The following is a 17,627-nucleotide window of genomic DNA, read 5'->3' as shown; positions in this document are numbered from 1 at the left end:
GGTGGCGGTGGCGGTGGCGGTGGCGGTGGCGGTGGCGGTGGCGGCGGTGGCGGTGGCGGCGGTGGCGGCGGTGGCGGCGGTGCTGGCGGCGGCGGTGCTGGCGGCGGCGGTGCTGGCGGCGGCGGTGCTGGTGGCGGCGGTGCTGGCGGCGGAGGCCATGGCAATGGCGGCGGCAACGGCAACGGCGGCGGCGGTCACGGCAACGGCGGAAACGGTAACGGCGGCGGGAGCGGCGGCGCCAATGGCACCGGCGGCCACGGCAATGGCGGCGGCAACGGTAACGGCAATGGCAGTGGAGGCGCCGGCAACGGCGGGGCCAACGGTGTCGGCAACGGCAACGGTGGCGGTCGCGGCAACGGCGGCGGTCACGGCAACGGCGGATCGCCCGGCGGCAACCACTGACCCCAGGCGTTGCCCGGGGTCAGAGCATCTCGAGCGCGCGCTTGCTGCGCGGCGGACGGAAATACGCGTCAAGCTGCACGCGCTCGTCATCGCTCAACACGACATCGAGCGCGGCGCGGTTGTCGCGCACGTGCTCGATTCGCGACGCCTTCGGAATCGCGAATACACCCGGCTGCGCGAGCACCCATGCCAGCGCGACGCGCATCACCGACACGCCGCGCAGCCGCGCGATCTCGTCGAGCGGCGAGCGTTTCGGCAGCCGCCCGTGATCGACCGGACTGTATGCCATCGCCGGTATCCGGCGCTCGGCCAGCCACGGCAGCAGGTCGAATTCCGGGCCGCGTCGCGCGATGTTGTAGAGAATCTGGTTGGTGGCGCACGCACCACCGCCCGCCTCGTCGACGAGTTCGGCCATGTCGGCCGTATCGAAGTTGCTCACGCCCCAGTGGCGAATCTTGCCAGCACGCTGCAACGCGTCGAAACCCTCGACCGTTTCCTCGAGCGGCACCGAACCGCGCCAGTGCAGCAGATACAGGTCGAGGCGATCGGTACGCAGGCGCTTGAGGCTCGCGTCGCACGCGGCGACGACCCCACGCCGGCTCGCATGGTGCGGATAGACCTTGCTGACGAGGAACACGTCGTCGCGCAGGCCCGCGAGTGCGTCGCCGACCAGTTCCTCGGTCGCGCCGTCGCCATACATCTCGGCCGTATCGACCAGCGTCATCCCGAGTTCGACGCCCTCGCGCAGCGCGGCGATCTCGTCCGCGCGCCGCGCCGGCCGCTCGCCCATTTCCCAGGTGCCCAGGCCCAGCTTCGGAATCGTCTCGCCGTTCGGCAAGACGACCGTGGCGATCGTGTCTGTCATGCGTTTCCTCGTTGCGGATTCGTGGCCGCGCACCGCGGCCGAAGCATCGGATACGACGCATCAGTGTAGTCAATCGGTACGCCTCCGGCCTGTTACGCGGCAAAAACCGGCTATAACGGCACGGCATGATGACTTAGAATGGCCGCAACCTGATCGATACCCATTGTATGAAGGCACCCACGGACGACCGCTGGCAGGACCTGCGCCCCGACCCCGACAACGATACGCCGCTCTACCTGCAGCTCGCCCGCAAGCTCGGCGATGCAATCCACGACAACCGCTGGACGGCCGGCGAAGCGCTGCCTTCCGAGCGTGTGTTGTCCGAAGCGCTCGGCGTGTCGCGCATCACCGCGCGCAAGGCGATCGCGCTGCTCGTCGAGCAAGGCTTGATCCGCCGCACGCAGGGCGCGGGCAACTTCATCCAGCCGCGCTACGAGGATCCGCTGTCGCGGCTGTCGAGCTTCAGCGAAATGCTCGAGCGCCGCGGCTTCAAGCCGAGCTCGCAGTGGCTCGCGCGCGAAATCCAGCCGGCCAACCGCGACGAAGTGATCCAGCTCGGGCTGTCGCCGGCCGCATCGGTTACGCGGCTGAAACGTCTGCGCCTGGCCGACGGCATCGTGATGGCCGTCGAGAACTCGACGTTCCCCGCGACGCTGATTCCCGATCCGCAGGCGATCGTCGGCTCGCTGTACAGCTATCTCGAAGCGCGCGGCACGCCGATCGTGCGCGCGCTGCAGCATTTCCGCGCGGTCAACGCGACCGACGAGATCGCCGAACAGATGGGCATCGCCCCGCACGACGCCCTGCTGCTGATCACGCGGATCGGCTATACGTCCGACCAGCGCGCGATCGAACTGACCGATACCTACTGCCGAAACGACTACTACGATTTCGTCGTCGAGCTGCGCAAGTAACGCGAGGCGAGGCGCCGGCGCTCACAACCAGCGCTCACAACCAGCGCGCGTCGTCGGTGCCGAGCGGCACGGGCGGACGCGCGAACGACGGCGGCGTCGCCGACAACCGCTCGGCCGGCCGCACGGTGTCGAGCACGCCGAACGGCGACGCGACGCGCTCGATCCGGTCGCGCACGTCGGCCAGCGCGAGATCGGGCGCGTGCAGCCCGCCCGGCACGGCGCCGAACGACTGCAGCCAGCGCCCCGTCTGCGCGAGCGACGTCCGCACGTGCCAGCTTCCCCCTTCGCGCGCCCGCCGGGCGAGCGCGATCATCGCGCCGAACGCCGCGAGATACCCCGTTGCATGGTCGAGCGCCTGGCATGGCAGATGGCGCGGCCCGCTCGCCTGCGCGGCCTGCTGCTCGTGCCATGCGATTCCGCTCGCCGACTGCACGAGGCTGTCGAACCCGCGCCGCTTCGCCCACGGCCCGGCGTGCCCGTACGCCGACACCGACACGTAGACGATGCCGGGCCGCCGCTCGGCCAGCGCCCGCGGCGCGAACCCGCGCGCGGCGAGCGCGCCGGGCCGGTACGACTGCAGAAACACGTCCGTCTCGCGCGCCAGCGCGTGCAGCGTATCGACGCCTGCCGCGTCGCGCAGATCGATCCACGTCGAGCGCTTGCCGCGTCCGTTGTCGATCACGAGCGGCGCGATGTTCGGCAGGTGCGGGCCGTTGACGAGCAGCGTCTGCGCGCCATGCGACGCCAGCGTGCGGCCCGCGACCGGCCCCGCGATGATGCGCGTGAGATCGAGCACGCGCACGCCGGCCAGCGGCCGGCCGCCCTCGCCGCGGCCGATCGGCTCGGGCGGCGCGTCACCGATCCGCTCGATCTCGAACAGCGGCAGCGACGCGATCGCGCGCGCCTGCTCGTGCGCCGCCCATTCGTCAGGCGTTCTGATCAATGCCGCGCACAGGCCGGCGTCGGCCAGCGCGGTATCGAGCGCCGCGCCGTCCCACGTGCGAATCGCCGCGGCGACGTCGGCCGGCTGCGGGCCGCAGCCGAGCACGTCGAGAATGCCGTGCAGGTGATGCGGGAAATTCGCGTGCAGCTGAATCCAGCGTCCGTCGCCCGTCTCGAAGAAGCCGGTGACGGGATGACGCAACTCGGGCGGCGGCCCGTCGTCCACGCGCAGGTAGCGTTCGCTGCGAAACGCCACGAGCGCGTCGCGCACCGACACGTCGACCGATTGCGCCACGCCCGTGCGCAGCCGATGGCATTCGGCTGCCGCGAGCGCAGCCGCGGCGATCGTCGCGGCGGCAAGCGTGCCCACATGAAACGTCGACGGCAACGTCGGGTCCTCCCCGGTCACGGTCGTGCGAGCCAGCGCGTCGCGCTCGCCGTGTGCGAGTTGCCAAAGATGCGCCAATGCGGATTCGGGTGTCATGGTGAAGGAGATACCGTTGAGGAGACGGAATCGAGTCTAGAATTCGCGACAGGCGCGATCAATCTTGATTGCGCGAATCAATACATAACGAATAGTTGTAGCGGTTCCGCGCTTCATGCGCGGCGACAGGAGCAACCGGCATGACGTCCCTCAGTGCGCAGGAAGCCGCCGGCATGCTCGGCGTCAGCGTGAGCACCCTCTATGCATACGTGAGCCGCGGCCTGCTGCGCTCGCTGCCCGACGGCGCGACCAAGCGCCGCCGCTACGACGCCGACGAAGTGCGCCTGCTCGCGCGCCGCCGCGCCGACGCGAAGCGCGCGGGCGGTGTCGCCGAACGTTCGCTCGACTGGGGCGTGCCGGTCCTGGAATCGCGGATCACGCAGATCGCCGACGGCCGCCTGCGCTATCGCGGCGCGGATGCGATCGCGCTGGCCGATACGGCGACACTTGAGGAAACGGCCGCGCGGCTGTGGGATTGTCCGCCCGCGCGGCTGGCCGCCGCGTCGCTCGCATCGACCGGTTTCGACGCGGCGCAGTGGCGCGACTGGGCCCATCGCTGGGCGCCGCTCGCGCCGCTCGAACGCGCGCTGGTGCTGCTGCCGGCCGCGGCTGCATCGCTGCCGCGCCTGTGGGCGCAGGGGCGCGATGCACAGCTCGATTCCGCCGCGTTGCTGCTGCGCGTCGCGACGGCCGCGCTCGCCGGCATCGCGCCGGGCGACGCGCCCGTGCACCGGCAGCTCGCGGCCGCGTGGCGCGTGCGACGGCGCGCCGAAGCCGACCTGCTGCGGCGCGCGCTCGTGCTGTGCGCCGATCACGAACTGAATCCGTCGACTTTCGCGGTGCGCTGCATCGCGTCGACCGGCACCCATCTGTTCGGCGCGATCTCCGGCGGGCTCGCGGCGCTGTCGGGGCCGCGTCACGGCGGCGAGACGTTCCGCGCGGGCACGCTGCTCGACGAAGCGGCCCGTGCCGCCGATCTCGATCGCTACCTCGCGCTGCGGCTCGCGCACGACGAACGCGCGGACGGCGGCCGCACGGCCCTGTCCGGCTTCGCGCACCCGCTATACCCCGACGGCGATCCGCGCGCCCGGGCGCTGCTCGATGCGCTGCACGCGGCGGCGCCCGAGCGGCCGGCGCTGCGCGTGGCGCGCGCGCTCGCCGCGCGCGTCGAAGCGGCGACGGGCCTGCGGCCGGCGATCGATTTCGCGCTCGCGGTGCTGGAGCGCACGCTCGCACTGCCCGACGGCGCGGCGTTCACGCTGTTCGCGGCCGGCCGCACGGCCGGCTGGATCGCGCACGCGCTCGAACAGTACGCGGACGGAAAGCTGATCCGGCCACGCGCACGCTACGTCGGCAGCGACGCGGCCGTGTGACGCCGGCCGTGACGCCACGCGGCGAACGGACGCCACCACGCGGACGCTGAGCGCACGGCCGGCGCCGCGAGCGGGCCGAACGCGAACGTCGCGCCGCGCGGCCCGGCGCCGACCCACGCGCGCATGCCGGGCAGCAACGTCAGCGATGCGCCCGCACCCAGCCAGTGATCGTCGGGCCGGCCCTCGACGGTCACCCACACGTCGCCTTCGGCCACTTCGAGCAGCGTGAGATCGACGATCCGCCACCGGCCGGCCGGCTCGTCGCCGTCCATCACGTAAAGTCGCAGTTCGCGCATGGCAGCCTCCTGGTCGCACGGGTTCGACGACACCAGTATTTCGGACGGAGGCGGCACACGGACAGATACGGCAGCAGACGCTTTCGGCTGAACTGTACTGGCCGCCCGACGGGGACAGGCTTCCCGTGGCACGGCCGGCCGAGGTCGAGTCGGGCCGCATCACATATCGCCCCGAACCTGCACGGCGCGGCGGCTTTCCCTACAATGTCGGCTGTCCCGCGCCACCACCCCGCCCTCATGTTCCAACGCCCGCCCGCCGCCGCTCCCGGCGAAAAAAACCTCACCGTGATGCTCTGGCTCGTTGCGACGGGCTTCTTCATGCAGACGCTCGACGCGACGATCGTCAACACGGCGCTGCCGTCGATGGCCGCGAGCCTCGGCGAATCGCCGCTGCGGATGCAATCGGTCGTGATCGCGTACTCGCTGACGATGGCGGTGATGATCCCCGTGTCGGGCTGGCTCGCCGACACGTTCGGCACGCGACGCGTGTTCTTCAGCGCGATCCTGGTGTTCTCGCTCGGCTCGCTGCTGTGCGCGAACGCGCATACGCTGACGCAACTCGTCGCGTTCCGCGTCGTGCAGGGCGTCGGCGGCGCGATGCTGCTGCCGGTCGGGCGGCTCGCGGTGCTGCGCACGTTTCCGGCCGAGCGCTACCTGCCCGCGCTGTCGTTCGTCGCGATTCCGGGCCTGATCGGCCCGCTGATCGGGCCGACGCTCGGCGGCTGGCTCGTGAAGATCGCGTCGTGGCACTGGATTTTCCTGATCAACGTGCCGGTCGGCGTCGCGGGCTGCATCGCGACCTTCTATTCGATGCCCGATTCGCGCAACCCGGCCGCCGGCCGCTTCGACCTGAAGGGCTATCTGCTGCTGACGATCGGCATGGTCGCGATCTCGCTGTCGCTCGACGGGCTCGCCGATCTCGGCATGCAGCACGCGGCCGTGCTGGTGCTGCTGGTCCTGAGCCTCGCGTGCTTCGTCGCGTACGGGCTGTACGCGGTGCGCGCGCCGCAGCCGATCTTCTCGCTCGAGCTGTTCAAGATCCACACGTTCAGCGTCGGGCTGCTCGGCAACCTGTTCGCGCGGATCGGCAGCGGCGCGATGCCGTACCTGATCCCGCTGCTGCTGCAGGTGAGCCTCGGCTACTCGGCATTCGAGGCCGGGCTGATGATGCTGCCGGTCGCGGCGGCCGGCATGTTCTCGAAGCGGATCATCACGCGGCTGATCACGCAGCACGGCTATCGGAAGGTGCTGCTCGCGAACACGATCATGGTCGGCGTGATGATGGCAAGCTTCGCGCTGATGCGCGACACGGTGCCGGTGTGGGTGAAGGTCGTGCATCTCGCGCTGTTCGGCGGCTTCAACTCGATGCAGTTCACCGCGATGAACACGCTGACGCTGAAGGATCTCGGCACCGGCGGCGCGAGCAGCGGCAACAGCCTGTTCTCGCTCGTGCAGATGCTGTCGATGAGCCTTGGCGTCACGGTCGCCGGCGCGCTGCTGGCGACGTTCACCGGCATGCTGCGCACCGTGACGCCGAGCAACACGCTGCCGGCGTTCCACGCGACGTTCATCTGCGTCGGGATCATCACGGCCGCGTCCGCGTGGATCTTCGCGCAGCTCGCGCCCGAGATCCGCGGCCCGGCGCGCAAGACCGACCCGTCCGAGCGCGCGTGACGCGCGGCGCGCGCCGAATCGGGCCGGCGCGCACCATCGCGGTGCAACGCGACCCGGCCGCGCGCGTACCGGCCGCGCCGGGCGGCCGTACACGGTGCCATGCCGCCGTGCATGCTTCTTGCTGGCCTATTCTGTAGGTAAACTGGCAGCCTTCCTTCGGCCGACATCATGAGCATGATCGAAATCGATCCCCCCGGCTTTCAGCCGCCCCGCCCGGTCGCCGGCGACGACGGGAACCGGCGCACCGTGCTGTACGGCGGCTACACCGTGTTCAGCGTGTTTCAGCCCGTTTTCTCGGTGTCGCACCGGCGCGCGATCGGCTATCACGCGTCGCTGCGCGCGCACGACGAGGAAAACCGTCAGGTGGCGTCGCACGAGGTGTTCACGCAGGCGGCACGGCGCGGCGACCTGCTCGAGCTCGGGCGGCTCGCCGAATCGTTGCATCTCGGTAACTTCCACGCGTTCGACAGCCACGACGAGTGGCTCTTCCTGAGCCTGCATCCGGCCGCGCTGATGGACACCGTGTACGGCGACGCGCTGCTCGCGAACCTGAAGGCGCTCGGGCTGCCGCCGCACCGCGTGGTGCTCGAGGTGCCCGAACAGGCCGGCGGCGAGACGCCGCGCTATGCGGCGATCATCGACGGGCTGCGCAAGGCCGGCTTCCTGATCGCGCTCGTCGGATTCGGCGCGAAGCATTCGAACATCGATCGCGTGTGGCACCTGCATCCCGACATCGTCACGCTCGACCGCGGCATCCTCGCGCAGGCGAGCGAGCACTCGCATCTCGAACGCGTGCTGCCAGGGCTCGTGTCGCTGCTGCACGAATCCGGCCAGCTCGTGCTGATGGGCGGGCTCGCGACCGAACGCGACGCGCTGATCGCGCTCGAATGCGACGTCGATTTCGTGCAGGGCCAGTACTTCGCGGGGCCGAGCGTCGACCCCGTGCAGCCGCAGGCCGCCGCGGGCTGCATGGATACGCTGTCGGCCGCGCTGCGGCTGCGCGTCGCGCAGCGCGAGCGCACGCAGGCGGAACGGCTCGCGCCGTACGTCGCCGCGCTCGAGGAAGCGAGCCGCAAGCTCGGCGCGGGCGAATCGCTCACCGATGCGGCGGCCGCGGTGCTCGGGCTGCCCGAGACCGCACGCTGCTTCCTGCTCGACGCGTCGGGCCGCCAGATCGGCGACAACGTGCTCGCGCGCGGCAGCGTGTCGCAACGCGCGAAGCGCTTCCGGCCGCTGCTGCATTCCGAAGGCGCGAGCTGGGAACGCCGCCCGTACTTCATCGACGCGATGCGCGCGCCGGGCGGCGTGCATCTGACGCCGCCCTACCTGTCGATCAACGAGGCGCACCTGTGCGTGACCGCGTCGATCGCCGCACCGGCCGCGACGGGCATGCAGGTGCTCTGCGTCGACATCAACTGGGAAGCGGCGCTCAGCCGCGAGTAAGTGCCAAGTGCGCCGGCGCGGCGCGCTCACGCGTCGCCGCCCGCCCTGCGCACGATCAACCGGTGCACGCGCTTGCCGGACGATGCGCTGACGACCTCGTGCTCGTCGATCACGCGCACGCCGGCGCCGAGCGCCGCATGCATCCGCGCCGAATCGAGCGGCGTATAGAGGCGGCCGCGCTCGTCGCGCAGCACGCCGTTTCCGGCCACCCGCCAGCTCAGGTACAACGTGCCGCCCGGCATCAGCAGATCGGCCAGCCGCGCGGCAGCCGCCGCCGCGTCCGCCTGTTCGAGATGCATGACGACCGTTTCGCACAGTACGTTGCGAAACGCGCCGGACGGTACGCCGGCCAGCGCCGGGAGCGCGGCCCGCTCGAAAATCAGATCCCGATGGCGCCGCCGCGCCTCGTCGAGCAGCGCGGCGCTCGCGTCGTAGCCGCGCACGTCGAAGCCGCGCGATGCGAGCCACGCCGTATCGCGCCCGGCGCCGCAGCCGACGTCGGCGGTCAGCCCCGGCGAGAAATACTGTTCGAGCAGTGCGTACATGTCGTCGGGCGCAGCCTGGTCGAGCCAGTCCTGCGCGTATTGCGCGGCATGGGCGTCGTAGGCATCGAGGGTCGGGCGATCCACCATGGCGATTGCTCCGCAAAGGCGTCGTATGACGCACTCCGCATCTTAGCCGTTGCGTACGGCCTGCGCCGACGGCGGATGGTGCGACGCCGGCCTGCGCGGCCTGCACGCGCGCCGCCGCGCTTTCCGCGTCGTGAACGAGCACGCACAGTCGCGCATTGACCGGCGCCGGCGCACCGAAGCGCCCGCGCCGAACACGCAGACCGGCCCGGCCGGCGCATCAGACAGGTGAATGCGCGCCGCCGTGCACGGGGCCCGCGCGCCGCTCGACTTCGCGGCGCACGTCGCCGCGCAGCCCCGCGAAGAACGCGACCTCGGCGACGACGAACAGCGGCCCGACGATCAGGCCGGTCAGATCGTCGACGAACGCGGGCTTGCGGCCTTCGAACCAGTGCCCGACGAACTGCACGATCCAGCCGACGACGAACGCGCCGATGCCGATCGCGAGCCATTGCGCGGTCGGCCTCAGCGCCAGCGACTGCGCGGCCCACAGGGCGAGCGCGAACAGCACGGCCATCACGATCCCGAACCGCAGGTCGAGACGCAGGTAAAACGCCGCGGACGCGACGGCGAGCAGCAGTGCGGGCGACAGCGCGATGCCGGCCGGCGTCCCGAGCGCCGGCCGCGACAGCAGCACCGCGATCGCGAACACGATCATCGGGATGCCGACCAGATGCGTCGCGATGTTGCGCGCGTCGCGATGGTAGGCCGCATACTGGGAAAGATAGTCTTCGAGGGTCTTCATGGCGTCTCCTGATCGGTTATTGAGCGCTATGATGCGCATCACGCCCGAGAACCGCTGTCAGCTACCCGACATCGCGCGCCCATGCCTTCCTCGCTCGCCCCGTACCTGCCGCAGATCGAAGCGAACCCGTGGTTCGCCGCGCTGCCGCCCCCGCTGCGCGCGGAGCTGATCGCCCGCGCGACGCCGCGCCATCTGCCGTCCGGCCAGGCGCTGTTCCGGCGCGGCGACCCGCCGTGCGGGCTGTACGCGGTGCTGGCCGGTTCACTCACGATAGGCGCGGTCGATCCGCAGGGCAAGGAAGCGCTGCTGACGGTGGCCGAGCCCGTCACCTGGTTCGGCGAGATCGCGTTGTTCGACGGCCGTCCGCGTACGCACGACGCCATCGCGCTCGACGACACGCTGCTGCTGCACGTACCGCAGGCCGCGCTGCTCGCGATCCTCGATACGACGCCGCAATACTGGCGGCAGTTCGCGCTGCTGATGGCGCAAAAGCTGCGCCTGAGCTTCCTGACGGTCGAATCGATAAGCATGATGCCGGCCGCGCAGCGGCTTGCCGCGCGGCTGCTGATGATCGCCGAAGGCTACGGCGGCATCAGCGCCGGGCGCACGCACATCCGGCTGTCGCAGGAAATGCTCGCGTCGATGCTGTCGCTGACGCGGCAGACGACCAACCAGTTGCTGAAGGCGCTGCAGGCCGATGGCGTCGTGCGGCTGCACGTCGGCGAGATCGAGCTCGTGGACGTCGACGCGTTGCGCCGCGCGAGCGGGCTCGGCGACGGCGCGTACTGAACGGCGCGCCACGGCCTCTATCGGCCCCTATCAGCCTGTATCGGCCGCGACGCGCTGCCCGCGGCGGCCGAGTTGCGCTATCGTGGCGGCTCGTTTCCGTCCACCGCGCGCATCGCCTTGAACACGTCGACCGTCCCCGCCCCCGCCCGTCATCCGTGGCCCGTATTCATCGCGTTCCTGCGGCTAGGCCTCACGTCGTTCGGCGGGCCGGTCGCGCATCTCGGCTACTTTCGCGCGGAATTCGTCACGCGGCGCGGCTGGCTCACCGAGCGCACCTATGCCGATCTCGTCGGGCTGTGTCAGTTCCTGCCCGGGCCGGCGAGCAGCCAGGTCGGGATGGCGATCGGTCTCGCGCGTGCCGGCTATGCCGGCATGTTCGCCGCGTGGCTCGGCTTCACGCTGCCGTCGGCGCTGCTGATGATGCTGTTCGCGCTCGGCGTTCACGCGACAGGCGCGCCGATCGAAGCCGGCGCGCTGCACGGGCTGCGCATCGTCTCGGTCGCGGTGATCGCGCAAGCCGTGTGGGGCATGGCGCGCACGCTGTGCCCCGATGCCCGGCGCGTCACGCTGATGGCCGCGGCCGCGTGCGTGGCGCTGCTCGCGCCGGCCGCGTGGACGCAGGTCGCGGTGATCGCGGTGGCCGCGGCCGCCGGTCTCGCGCTGCTGCCGCAGCCGGCACGCGACGCGCACGAACCGTTGCCGCTGCACGTGTCGCCGCGCGCAGGCGTGCTGTGGCTCGCACTGTTCGCGGCGCTGCTCGCCGCACTGCCGTTCGCGGCCCGCGCGCTGCGCTCCGATACGCTGGCCGTCGTCGATGCGTTCTTCCGCACGGGCGCGCTCGTGTTCGGCGGCGGCCATGTGGTGCTGCCGCTGCTGCAGGCGGCCGTGGTCGCGCCGGGCTGGGTCGGCGATTCGGCGTTTCTCGCCGGGTATGGCGTCGCGCAGGCCGTGCCGGGGCCGCTGTTCACGTTCTCGGCATTTCTCGGTGCGTCGCTGCGCGACGCGCCGAATGGCTGGCTCGGCGGCACGATCGCACTCGTGTCGATCTTCGCGCCGTCGTTCCTGCTCATCGCCGGCACCGCGCCGTTCTGGGAACGCCTGCGCCGCAGCGCGCGCATGCAGGCAGCGCTCGCCGGCGTGAACGCGGCCGTCGTCGGGCTGCTGCTCGCCGCGCTCTATCACCCGGTCTGGACCGACACGATCGTCGCGCCGCGCGACCTGGCCGCCGCGCTGGTCGCGTTCGTCGCGCTGGTGTTCTGGCGCGTGCCGCCCTGGGCCGTCGTGATCGCGAGCGCGGCGCTCGGATGGCTGCTCGGCATGGCCGGTTGAGCCGGCCGGCGCGACACGTTCGGGGCGGGACAAAACAAAAAGCCCTCGAAACCGAGGGCTCCGAGGGCCTTGTTCGATGCCGCGCGCCGTGACGGCGCGCAGGCGCCGGACTTACGCGAAGTTCTTCGCTGCGAAGTCCCAGTTCACGATGTTCCAGAACGCTTCGACGAACTTCGGACGCGCGTTGCGGTAGTCGATGTAGTACGCGTGTTCCCACACGTCGATCGTCAGCAGCGGCTTGTCGGCGGTCGTCAGCGGCGTGGCGGCGTTGCTGGTCGACACGATGTCGAGCGAACCGTCGGCCTTCTTCACGAGCCATGCCCAGCCCGAACCGAACGTGCCGACCGCGGCCTTCGTGAACGCTTCCTTGAATGCGTCGTACGAACCCCACTTCGCGTTGATCGCGTCGCCCAGCGCGCCCGACGGTGCGCCGCCGCCGTTCGGCGACAGGCTGTTCCAGAAGAACGTGTGGTTCCAGATTTGCGCGGCGTTGTTGAAGATGCCGCCCGACGACTTCTTGATGATCTCTTCCAGCGGCAGGTTTTCGAATTCCGTGCCCGGGATCAGATTGTTCAGGTTCGTCACATAAGCCTGGTGGTGCTTGCCGTAGTGGTACTCGATCGTCTCTTTCGAGATGGTCGGCGCGAGTGCGTCTTCAGCGTACGGGAGCGGCGGGAGCGTATGAGCCATGGCGATTCCTTCGTTGAGTATGTAGGGAGGCTGTGTTGGATGCTGCCGAGCGTCCGATTGTAGGCGAGGACGAATAACCCCGCAAACTCACGGGCCATTTATCCGCGGTATGCGGAAAAGCGATGCTGGCGCAACGTCCGGCAGGGCGAACCGGACGATGCGCAGCATTCGTGCCCGGCCGCGCGGCATGCGTTGCGATGATCCTCGCGCCTCGCGCGCGACGCTTGCGTCAGATCGTATCGGTCAGCCGCGGCTGCACGTCGGCGAGCGACACGTCGGCCGCGCCTTCGGCGAGATGCACGGTCAGGCGCCGCTGCGGCTTCAGCGCGCTCGGCGCGCGTACCGCGCGGCCCGTCTGCGCATCGATCAACGCCGCATAGCCGCGCTCGAGCGTACGCTGCGGGCTCAGCACCTCGAGCCGTGCGGCACAGGCCGACACACGCGCAGTGTCGCGTTCGTGACGACGCTGCAGCGCGACCGCGAGACGTTGCGACAACCCCGCGAGCGCGTGGCGCGCCTGTGACGCGTCGGGCCGCGCGCGCTGCCAGCGTAGTTGCGCGAGCGCGAAACGCGCGCGCGCATCGCGCACCGGCCGCGATGCCGCCGACGCGAGCCGCACCGCGAGCTGCTCGACGTGCGTGCGCTGCCGCTGCAGCCGCTCGGCCGGGCTCACGAGCCGGCGCGCGAGCCAGTCGAGCTGCTGCGCGCGCTGTTCGAGCCGGCGCGCCATGCCGCGCGCGAGCGCGCGCTGGCGCTCGTCGACCTCGCGCAGCAGCAGCGCCCGCTGCGGGCTCGCGAGTTCGGCCGCGCCGGTCGGCGTCGGCGCGCGCAGGTCGGCCGCGAAGTCGGCGATCGTGAAATCGGTTTCGTGCCCGACGCCGCTCACGACCGGCAGCTCGCTCGCCGCGATCGCGCGCGCGAGCGCTTCGTCGTTGAACGACCACAAATCCTCGATCGAGCCGCCGCCGCGGCACACCAGCAGCACGTCGACCTCGCGCCGCGCGTTCGCGGTCGCGACGGCCGCGACGAGCTTTTCGGCGGAACCGGCGCCCTGCACGGGAGCCGGATAGACGATCACCGGAATGTGCGGCGCGCGCCGGGCGAGCGTGGTCAGCACGTCGCGCAGCGCGGCGGCCTGCAGCGACGTGACGATGCCGATCGCGCGCGGATGAGCCGGCAACGGCCGCTTGCGCTCGGGGGCGAACAGGCCCTCGCCTTCGAGCTGCGCCTTCAGCCGCAGGAACGCCTCGTACAGGCGCCCCTGCCCGGTGCGCCGCACGGCTTCGACGTTGAGCTGCACCTCGCCGCGCGGCTCGTACATCGTGACGACCGCGCGCACCTCGATGCGGTCGCCTTCGCGCGGCGTGAATTCCGCGTATTGGGCGCGGCCGCGGAACATCACGCAGCGCATCTGCGCCTGCTGGTCCTTGATCGAAAAATACCAGTGGCCGCTCGCGGCGCGCGTGAAATTCGACACTTCGCCGGAAATCCACAGCAGCGGAAACGAACGCTCGAGCATCGTCGAAATCGCACGGTTGAGCGCCGAAACGGGAATCACTTCGTCGCCGCCGCGCGTGGCGCCGGGTGCGGAAAAAGGAGAATCGGAAAGCATGGGCGGTCGGATGAATGCTGGCGGCGTCACGATAGTCCGACACGCGCGCGGCGTCCAGCGTCGCCGTATTCGCCGCCACGCGTGGAAGGTGTCCACACGCTGACATTCGTCCGCGTAAAACGCGCGGAAACCGCCAAAAAATCCAGACGATTCTCCGTAACGCCTTGATTTTTATAATTTTTTAAACCTTTCAGAATGATTCTCATCCGATTCGATGCCCGCCGGACGGGCGTTTGAGGCAATCGACCGGGGAGTTCTTCACAGAGTTATCCACAGGCCGGTACGATCCCGCCCCGTCGGCCGGGTCGGCCGGTCGCGCTTGCCGCGTCGGCGTGCGGCGCGCTAGAGTGCCGCCTTCCACGGCCCTGCGGCACGCGCCGCCCAACGGAGAATCCGCCTTGACGAATCCGTCCCTCGCCGCGGCGCACGACGCGCCGCGCCCGGCCCGATGAGCGCGCCCGGCGGCCCGCTCGCGCGGCTCGAAGCGCGCCTGACACGCGAATGGCAGCGGCGCGGCGCGCTCGCGTGGGCGCTCACGCCGTTCGCGTGCGTGTTCGGCCTGTGCGCGGCGCTGCGGCGCACTGCTTACGCGCAAGGCTGGAAGCAGCCGATCGACGTCGGCGTGCCCGTCGTCGTGGTCGGCAACGTGACCGTCGGCGGCACCGGCAAGACGCCGACCGTGATCGCGCTCGTCGACGCGCTGCGCGCGGCCGGCTTCACGCCCGGCGTCGTGTCGCGCGGCTATGGCGCGAACGTGAAGGCGCCGACCGCCGTCACGCCGGCGTCGCGCACGGGCGCGGCCGGCGACGAACCGCTGCTGATCGCGCGCCGCACCGGCGCGCCCGTGTGGGTGTGCCCCGACCGCGTCGCGGCCGCGCAGGCGCTGCGCGCCGCGCACCCGGACGTCGACGTGATCGTCAGCGACGACGGCCTGCAGCACTACCGCCTCGCGCGCACCGTCGAGCTCGTCGTGTTCGACCACCGGCTCGGCGGCAACGGCTTCCTGCTGCCGGCCGGGCCGCTGCGCGAGCCGCTGTCGCGGCGCCGCGACGCGACGCTCGTCAACGATCCGTACAGCGGCGCGCTGCCGCCGTGGCCCGACACCTACGCGCTCGCGCTGACGCCGGGCGCCGCGTGGCACCTCGACCAGCCCGCGCTGCGCCGCCCGCTGTCGCAGTTCGCGAACGAACGCGTGCTCGCCGCGGCCGGCATCGGCGCGCCGGAGCGCTTCTTCGCGACGCTGCGCGCGGCCGGCCTCGCGCCGGCGACCCGCGCGCTGCCCGACCATTACGCGTTCGCCGACAATCCGTTCGTCGACGATGCCGTCGATGCGATCCTGATCACCGAGAAGGATGCAGTAAAATTGGGCGCTTCCTGGCGCGACGCCCGACTGTGGGTGGTCCCCGTCGAAGCCGCGCTCGACCCTCGCCTCATTGCCCTCGTTGTGGAGAAACTCCGTGGACGCTCGCCTGCTTGAAATCATTGTGTGCCCTATCTGCAAAGGCCCGCTCCACTACGACCGCGCCGCGCAGGAGCTGATCTGCAACGCGGACAAGCTTGCGTACCCGATCCGCGACGGCATCCCCGTGATGCTGGTCGACGAAGCGCGCCAGACCGTCGAAGGCACGCCGGTCGACCCGGCCGGCCGCTGAGCCGCCGCGCCGCTCGCCGGCGCGACGATTCGACACCGACGGCCCGGCCCCGACCGGGCCGCCGCACTCCGCCGGGCGACCGGCTTCCGGCGTCGCCCGCCTCGTTCTTCTCAGCGCTTCCCGATGACTCACCCGCAACCCTTCATCGCCGTCATTCCCGCCCGGCTCGCGTCGACGCGGCTCCCGAACAAGCCGCTCGCCGATCTCGGCGGCAAGCCGATGGTCGTGCGTGTCGCCGAGCGCGCGCGCGAAGCGGGCGCGCAGCAGGTGCTCGTCGCATCCGACGCGCAGAGCGTGCTCGACGCGGCGCGCGATCACGGCTTCGAAGCGGTGCTCACGCGCGCCGATCATCCGTCCGGCACCGACCGGCTCGCGGAAGTCGCGGCGGCTTTCGGCTGGCGCGACGACACCGTCGTCGTCAACGTGCAGGGCGACGAACCGCTGATCGACCCCGCGCTGGTCCGCGACGTAGCGTCGCACCTGGCCGCGCATCCGGCGTGCGCGATCGCCACCGCGGCCCACCCGATCCACGACGCGGCCGACGTGTTCAACCCGAACGTCGTGAAGGTCGCGCTCGACGCGCAGAGCGTCGCGCTGTACTTCTCGCGCGCGCCGATTCCGTGGAGCCGCGACGCATATCAGCCGCACTGGCCCGACGTCGCGGCCATGCCAGCGCCGGCTTTCCCGGTCTACCGGCACATCGGCCTCTATGCATATCGCGCGCGTTTCCTGCGCACCTATCCGTCGCTCGCGCAGGCGCCGATCGAGCAGGCCGAGCAGCTCGAACAGCTGCGCGCGCTGTGGCACGGCGAGCGCATCGCGGTGCTGATCACCGAATCCGCGCCCGAAGCCGGCATCGATACGCCGGCCGATCTCGCGCGCGTGCAGGCCCTTTTTCGGCCGGGTTCAAAATAACCCATGGCATAATCAGGCGATTGTGCGAGCCGTCCGCGACCAGCGCGTCCTCGCTTGACCCGCCCGTGGCGCCGCCGGCAGCCGCGCGTCGCTCGAACCGACGCGCCGCATCAGACCGGTCCGCCACGCGCCGTGCAAGCCCCGCGCCCACTGTCGCCGGCACGTTTGTGTCTCGCCACACGAATCTACATACTTGGAGATATCACCATGCGTTTGATCCTGTTGGGCGCGCCCGGCGCGGGAAAGGGCACCCAGGCAAACTTCATCAAGGAAAAATTCGGCATCCCGCAAATCTCGACGGGCGACATGCTGCGCGCGGCCGTGAAGGCCGGCACGCCGCTCGGCGTCGAGGCGAAGGGCTACATGGACGCCGGCAAGCTCGTGCCGGACGCGCTGATCATCGGCCTCGTGAAGGAGCGCCTGAAGGAAGCCGACTGCGCGAACGGTTATCTGTTCGACGGTTTCCCGCGCACGATCGCGCAGGCTGACGCGATGAAGGAAGCCGGCGTCGCGATCGACTACGTGCTCGAGATCGACGTCCCGTTCTCGGAAATCATCGAGCGCATGAGCGGCCGCCGCACGCACCCGGCATCGGGCCGCACGTACCACGTCAAGTTCAATCCGCCGAAGGTCGAAGGTCAGGACGACGTGACGGGCGAACCGCTGATCCAGCGCGACGACGACAAGGAAGAAACGGTCAAGAAGCGTCTCGAAGTGTACGAAGCGCAGACCAAGCCGCTGATCACGTACTACGGCGACTGGGCGCAGCGCGGCGAGGAAAACGGTCTGAAGGCGCCGCAGTATCGCAAGATCTCGGGTCTCGGCACCGTCGACGAAATCCGCGAGCGCGCGTTTGACGCACTGAAGTAAGCC

General features: G+C 70.5%; 18 protein-coding genes. 10 read left to right on the top strand and 8 right to left on the bottom strand.

Going from position 1 to position 17,627, the window contains the following annotated elements; genetic code table 11:
- Both C5F75_RS36675 and C5F75_RS05040 read right to left on the bottom strand, forming a co-directional pair.
- A partial coding sequence (locus tag C5F75_RS36675) for a hypothetical protein (RefSeq protein ID WP_181035378.1) occupies positions 1–369 on the bottom strand: 369 nt, incomplete at its 3' end.
- Positions 370–421: 52 nt separating this feature from the next.
- Positions 422–1,267 (bottom strand): aldo/keto reductase, encoded by an 846-nt coding sequence (locus C5F75_RS05040; protein ID WP_059578345.1) that lies wholly within the window; start codon positions 1,265–1,267, stop codon positions 422–424.
- Positions 1,268–1,434: 167 nt separating this feature from the next.
- Between C5F75_RS05040 and C5F75_RS05035 the strand changes: the two genes are divergently transcribed.
- Positions 1,435–2,181 (top strand): GntR family transcriptional regulator, encoded by a 747-nt coding sequence (locus tag C5F75_RS05035; RefSeq protein WP_006489667.1) that lies wholly within the window; start codon positions 1,435–1,437, stop codon positions 2,179–2,181.
- A 34-nt stretch (positions 2,182–2,215) separates the two neighbouring features.
- Here the strand turns inward: C5F75_RS05035 and C5F75_RS05030 are convergent, their stop codons facing one another.
- Positions 2,216–3,607, bottom strand: coding sequence for a CoA transferase (locus C5F75_RS05030; RefSeq protein WP_104011943.1), 1,392 nt, complete (start codon positions 3,605–3,607; stop codon positions 2,216–2,218).
- Between the two features lie 140 nt (positions 3,608–3,747).
- Between C5F75_RS05030 and C5F75_RS05025 the strand changes: the two genes are divergently transcribed.
- Positions 3,748–4,980: a citrate/2-methylcitrate synthase gene (locus C5F75_RS05025; protein WP_059578352.1), complete on the top strand. Its 1,233-nt coding sequence runs from the start codon at positions 3,748–3,750 to the stop codon at positions 4,978–4,980.
- Here the strand turns inward: C5F75_RS05025 and C5F75_RS05020 are convergent.
- Positions 4,953–5,276: a DUF2917 domain-containing protein gene (locus C5F75_RS05020; RefSeq protein ID WP_059578355.1), complete on the bottom strand. Its 324-nt coding sequence runs from the start codon at positions 5,274–5,276 to the stop codon at positions 4,953–4,955. The two genes, C5F75_RS05025 and C5F75_RS05020, sit on opposite strands and share 28 nt — an antisense overlap.
- A gap of 237 nt (positions 5,277–5,513) precedes the next feature.
- Between C5F75_RS05020 and mdtD the strand changes: the two genes are divergently transcribed.
- The gene (mdtD, locus tag C5F75_RS05010) at positions 5,514–6,950 is read left to right on the top strand and encodes a multidrug transporter subunit MdtD (RefSeq protein ID WP_059578356.1); all 1,437 of its coding nucleotides are present in this window, start codon (positions 5,514–5,516) and stop codon (positions 6,948–6,950) included.
- Positions 6,951–7,118: 168 nt separating this feature from the next.
- Positions 7,119–8,393, top strand: coding sequence for an EAL domain-containing protein (locus C5F75_RS05005; RefSeq protein WP_059578360.1), 1,275 nt, complete (start codon positions 7,119–7,121; stop codon positions 8,391–8,393).
- A 26-nt stretch (positions 8,394–8,419) separates the two neighbouring features.
- Here C5F75_RS05005 and C5F75_RS05000 read toward each other — a convergent pair whose 3' ends face one another.
- Positions 8,420–9,025 carry a class I SAM-dependent methyltransferase gene (locus C5F75_RS05000; RefSeq protein WP_059578363.1) on the bottom strand — a complete coding sequence of 202 codons (606 nt, stop codon included), beginning with the start codon at positions 9,023–9,025 and terminating at the stop codon, positions 8,420–8,422.
- A gap of 217 nt (positions 9,026–9,242) precedes the next feature.
- On the bottom strand, positions 9,243–9,767 hold the full coding sequence (locus tag C5F75_RS04990; RefSeq protein WP_059578369.1) for an Mpo1 family 2-hydroxy fatty acid dioxygenase: 525 nt from the start codon (positions 9,765–9,767) through the stop codon (positions 9,243–9,245).
- Between the two features lie 81 nt (positions 9,768–9,848).
- On the opposite strand from C5F75_RS04990, the gene C5F75_RS04985 reads away from it, so the two are divergent.
- Together C5F75_RS04985 and chrA are read left to right on the top strand one after the other, a co-directional pair.
- Entirely contained in the window at positions 9,849–10,556 is a 708-nt protein-coding gene (locus tag C5F75_RS04985) for a Crp/Fnr family transcriptional regulator (protein WP_104011942.1), read from the top strand.
- Positions 10,557–10,673: 117 nt separating this feature from the next.
- Complete coding sequence (gene chrA, locus C5F75_RS04980; RefSeq protein WP_059578783.1) at positions 10,674–11,885, top strand: chromate efflux transporter; 1,212 nt, start codon at positions 10,674–10,676, stop codon at positions 11,883–11,885.
- 111 nt (positions 11,886–11,996) lie between these two features.
- Here the strand turns inward: chrA and sodB are convergent, their stop codons facing one another.
- Positions 11,997–12,575: a superoxide dismutase [Fe] gene (sodB, locus tag C5F75_RS04975; protein WP_059578375.1), complete on the bottom strand. Its 579-nt coding sequence runs from the start codon at positions 12,573–12,575 to the stop codon at positions 11,997–11,999.
- A gap of 229 nt (positions 12,576–12,804) precedes the next feature.
- Positions 12,805–14,187: an exodeoxyribonuclease VII large subunit gene (gene xseA / locus C5F75_RS04970; RefSeq protein WP_059578378.1), complete on the bottom strand. Its 1,383-nt coding sequence runs from the start codon at positions 14,185–14,187 to the stop codon at positions 12,805–12,807.
- Positions 14,188–14,635: 448 nt separating this feature from the next.
- Here xseA and lpxK point away from each other — a divergent pair, with 448 nt between their 5' ends.
- From lpxK to adk, 4 genes are all read left to right on the top strand, one after another.
- Positions 14,636–15,664, top strand: a complete 1,029-nt coding sequence (gene lpxK / locus C5F75_RS04965) for a tetraacyldisaccharide 4'-kinase (RefSeq protein WP_104011941.1) — start codon at positions 14,636–14,638, stop codon at positions 15,662–15,664.
- A complete protein-coding gene (locus C5F75_RS04960; RefSeq protein ID WP_006482216.1) occupies positions 15,645–15,839 on the top strand; it encodes a Trm112 family protein in 195 nt (64 codons plus the stop codon). Before lpxK ends, C5F75_RS04960 begins: the two co-directional genes overlap by 20 nt.
- A gap of 123 nt (positions 15,840–15,962) precedes the next feature.
- Positions 15,963–16,754, top strand: coding sequence for a 3-deoxy-manno-octulosonate cytidylyltransferase (gene kdsB / locus C5F75_RS04955; RefSeq protein ID WP_059578383.1), 792 nt, complete (start codon positions 15,963–15,965; stop codon positions 16,752–16,754).
- Between the two features lie 207 nt (positions 16,755–16,961).
- Complete coding sequence (gene adk, locus C5F75_RS04950) at positions 16,962–17,624, top strand: adenylate kinase (protein WP_059578385.1); 663 nt, start codon at positions 16,962–16,964, stop codon at positions 17,622–17,624.
- Positions 17,625–17,627 lie beyond the last annotated feature (3 nt).

This window comes from Burkholderia anthinoferrum (genome assembly GCF_002925705.1).
Taxonomy (GTDB): domain Bacteria; phylum Pseudomonadota; class Gammaproteobacteria; order Burkholderiales; family Burkholderiaceae; genus Burkholderia; species Burkholderia semiarida.
This window is presented reverse-complemented; position numbering and strand designations above follow the sequence as displayed.